Annotated in this window: 5 protein-coding genes and 1 pseudogene; all 6 read right to left on the reverse strand. The window is 56.2% G+C overall.

What is annotated here, in order from left to right; genetic code table 11:
- On the reverse strand, nucleotides 1-872 hold an 872-nt coding region (locus ACH6CV_RS17905), incomplete at its 3' end, for a recombinase family protein (RefSeq protein WP_456359584.1).
- Between the two features lie 2 nt (nucleotides 873-874).
- Complete coding sequence (locus ACH6CV_RS17910; protein WP_456359585.1) at nucleotides 875-1,156, reverse strand: SHOCT domain-containing protein; 282 nt, start codon at nucleotides 1,154-1,156, stop codon at nucleotides 875-877.
- Complete coding sequence (locus ACH6CV_RS17915; RefSeq protein ID WP_456359588.1) at nucleotides 1,065-1,646, reverse strand: hypothetical protein; 582 nt, start codon at nucleotides 1,644-1,646, stop codon at nucleotides 1,065-1,067. The genes ACH6CV_RS17910 and ACH6CV_RS17915 overlap by 92 nt, the downstream gene beginning before the upstream one ends.
- A 30-nt stretch (nucleotides 1,647-1,676) precedes the next feature.
- The gene (locus ACH6CV_RS17920) at nucleotides 1,677-2,858 is read right to left on the reverse strand and encodes a phage major capsid protein (RefSeq protein ID WP_456359586.1); all 1,182 of its coding nucleotides are present in this window, start codon (nucleotides 2,856-2,858) and stop codon (nucleotides 1,677-1,679) included.
- A gap of 184 nt (nucleotides 2,859-3,042) precedes the next feature.
- On the reverse strand, nucleotides 3,043-3,438 hold the full coding sequence (locus tag ACH6CV_RS17925) for a hypothetical protein (protein WP_456359587.1): 396 nt from the start codon (nucleotides 3,436-3,438) through the stop codon (nucleotides 3,043-3,045).
- Between the two features lie 35 nt (nucleotides 3,439-3,473).
- Nucleotides 3,474-3,773 (reverse strand): annotated as a pseudogene (locus ACH6CV_RS17930) (hypothetical protein); the annotation flags it as partial.

Here is a 3,773-nt window from a genome sequence, read left to right on the forward strand (position 1 = left end):
ATCTGGCGCGCGCATTCGAACACATCATGGGAAACGATGGCCGGGTAGATGCCCGCCACATAGTACTTCGGAAGCTCCCCCCGATTGATGCGCTTCTTCTTTTTCAGGTGATCGTCTATGAATGTCTTTTGAAGAAGCAAATCCCCCACATAGCGTTCGTTCCGGAGTATGTATCGAATGGTGAGCGCCCCCCAGTGCTGCGCATAAGGCGGTTTGATGCCAAGGGAGTCCAGCACCTGTGCGATGGCCCACAGACCCATGCCTTGATTGTGCTTTTCAAAGATCATCCGAACCACCGCGGCCTCGTCCGCATTGATCTCGGGTTTCCCCTCGATAATGGAGTATCCATAAGTGAGAATCGGTATGGCGGCCCCGCGCTCGTAATTCTTGCGGATGCGCCACTTGCAGTTTTCGGACACCGAGCGGCTTTCTTCCTGCGCATAGGAAGCGAGGATGGTAAGCATCAGCTCGCCATCCCCGCTCATGGAGTGAATATTCTGTTCCTCGAAGTTGATGTCCACGCCCAGCGCCTTCAGCTCTCGAACCGTTTCCAGCAGCGTCACCGTATTGCGGGCAAACCGGCTGATGCTCTTGGTGATCACCATGTCGATCTTCCCGGCCCGGCAGTCGGCGAGCAACCGCTGAAATTCCGGGCGCTCGGCCTTGGTACCGGTCAGCGCTTTGTCCGCATACACGCCAACGTAGCACCAGCCAGGATTCTTCTGAATGCGGTCGCTGTAATAGCTTACCTGCGCGGACAGCGAGTGCAGCATGGAGTCCTTGTCCATCGATACCCGAGCGTATGCCGCGACGTTCAGAAGGCGCGGCGGCAGTGGTAGCATGGAGTTCATTTTCCGTATGATTCGGGCCAATATCAACCCCTCCCTTCGACTGTCTGTCTTATAGGAAGGGTCGCGGAAAGACAAGGCTTTTCGTAGCGAAAGAGAGGCTGGTATTTGGCGGCAAACTTTGTCTCAAGTGCCGAGTAATCCGCCTCGTCAATGAGGCCGCTCTCGAGCATATCACTGGCCACGGAGATGGCCGCCAAGTACCGCTGATTTTGCTTATACCGCATTTCCGTCATGACAACCCTCCTTGCCATAGCGGTCTGCGATATAGCAGGCGCGGGAGCAGTATTTGCGGTGGCTGGACGCATACCTGAAGAAGCACTTGCCGCAGCACACGCATTTCTTCTCGACCGCATTGTGGACGCTTAGGATGCGGTGGGAGTAGTTCCAAGCATAGCGGCAACCTTCTGAGCAAAACCGGCGCTTACCCTTGGCAGCAAAATGAATCCCACAACGGGCGCAGGCGGATGTCACAGCGGCGTCTATATCGGCATCTACACGGCGGCAGAAGGATTTGAGGGTGTTCTTTGAGATACCGAGATCGGCGGAAATCTGAGCAAAGCTCATACCCGCCTGCCGCATTTCAAGCAGACGGGCCTTTTGGGATGAAGTCATACGCACCTCCATGATGTGGCCCGAGGCCGTGATGGCGTGTCGCTTTGCGCATTGACTTTTGGCGCTTTGTATCGTGCAATTTTGCTTTGTGCATTTCAAATTGAAGGGCGCAGACCATTTGTTTGGCCTGCGCCCGATGTTGGGAACGACAATGTTTTTGCGCCACTTTTTTCTGGGCGTCATGGTCAGCCAAGCCGCCCAGGCAGCATGCCTCTAAGCGTGCATCTTGAGCACCTTGGCTGCCTCCGGCAGAATGAGCCGGGCATCCACGCGCTCGGATGCCAGGAACCCGACCTGCCCGGTGGCGGCGTACAGTTCATTGAGCCGCTTGAAAGAGCGGTTCTGCCGGTCGGCGATCCAGTATTGGGAAAGGTCAGCGAAAAGGATCGCCTTCTTTCCTGCCTCCATGCACGGCATGAACGCCGAGGTAAGAACGGGGCGGCCCAGGATCGTATCCTTCAGACCGCCCGAGAGCTTGTCTTGCCAAAGATATTCATCGTTGGCGTTTTTGATTTTTCGAAGCGCCTTCGCTGTTTGATCATTCATAAGGAACACCGCATTGCGCCGGTAGGGGGCACGCAGCGAATGATACAGATCGATGACCTCATCCATCGTGAGCGTGGTGGCACTCTGAGTGACGACGCCCGTTTCCCCGCCGCCGATGTCGCTCAAGAGACCAAGCGGCCTGTGCACACCATCGCCGGTCAGGAAGGCTTCCTCCTCGGCCACGCCGATGCGCTGGGCAAAAGCGCCGGCGATGTAGGCGGGGATATTAAACGCCGCGTCGTTAAGCAGCTCCTCCGAAACCTTGATCAGCGTGCCCAGCTTGTGGGAGGAGAGATAGATCTGATCGAAAGTATCGTCGGCAGGAACGATGGCTCCCTCCTCCGGCGTCCAGTACGCCGCGCCTTTTCCGGTGACAATCGGAATCCTGCGCTCTCCGCTGTCGGTCCGGATGGTCGTGGCGTATTGCCGGATGATGCATTGCTCTGCCAGGGCTTCGACGATTTGGCGCTCGAACTCTGAGGGGACGAGGTATCCACCGTGGCCATCGTCACCAACGGTAAGCGCATCAAAGACCGTCCGCTCGGGCTCACGTTTGGTGATGGTGGTCCAGAAAGCTCTGTTGTAGGTGCTGGAGGCTAGGTGCTGCCATTTCTCCATTCGGTCGGTCATGAGGGAGCGCGGTTCTACTGCTTCAGGGCGCGATTCCGCGGCATTCATCCGTTCGATCTCCCGAGTGAGTTCGAAAACGTCCGCCTCCATTCGGTCGTAGATGGCTGCGTTTTCTTTGGACATGCAACCATCCGTCTCGCTCTTGGATGCATGGAACGCCTTGGCCATGTCCCATGCCTGGGCGCGCTTGGTGAGAAGGTTCAGAAGTTGGTTGTTCATGAGGTCTCCTCCTTAAGTTTCCCGCATTGCGGGGTGTAATCTGGTGTTGAGATACAAAAACCGACATGCTCCCATTGGAGCGTGTCGGTATCCGGGCGAGGAAGTGGGCCTATCCCCCTATTTGAAAGCGCGAAAATTCACGCGAAGGGGGATGCCCGCTACGTTGTAAATCCAACGTAGAGATTCAGAGAGCCCAGCTCTCAGGGAGCAAGGGTAGTCCTACCGGTATAAGGGCATGCTCGCCATACCAGGTCAGGATGCGCCGGATGGCAGGGTCCTTGGAGTGCTTGTCCACACCGCGCATCAGCTTGAAAATGGGTGAGCGCTTCGACAGCCCGGCATAAAACTGGCCATCCCTTTCATACACCTGATAGTTGTCGTACAGCAAAGTTCCGATGAAGAACTTCAGCGGGACGCTGTGGCCAATGCAATGTTCGCAATGCTGGCGGAGCTGTTCCACAGTCAAATCTAGGTTGAGCGTGTCCCGCCGTTCCAGAAAAGCGGGCAGGTAGTCAACGACCATATCGCGGACGGGGTCAAGCCGGGAACGAAAGATTCGTAAATATCGGGATTTGTCCATGATTCCTTCTTTCTGAACGCTTGGCGCGCTCTGAACTAAACACACCGGCATCCGCTATCTTTGCGGAGTACCGGTGAGCGATTGGAGTAATTGGTGTATAAGCCGTAAGGACCGATCCTGACCCGGAACCCAGCGTGCAGCAGCGCGCCTGCGAATTCCTCCAGCGTCAAGTAGAGGCCGGTGGCACTCTGAAGGTAGTGCTTCAGACCGTAGACACTCACGGCCGCATTGATGGTCTTCCTGGGCACTAGAGAGCTTTCCAGGAATCGCAGAGCTATTGCCTGGGTCTGAGTATCCAAACCCCTGAACGCTTCCTTGTACATTTCCATGTGCAT

It is taken from the genome of Anaerozeibacter quisquiliarum, from assembly GCF_051162045.1.
In the GTDB taxonomy this organism is placed as follows: domain Bacteria; phylum Bacillota; class Clostridia; order Christensenellales; family Aristaeellaceae; genus Anaerozeibacter; species Anaerozeibacter quisquiliarum.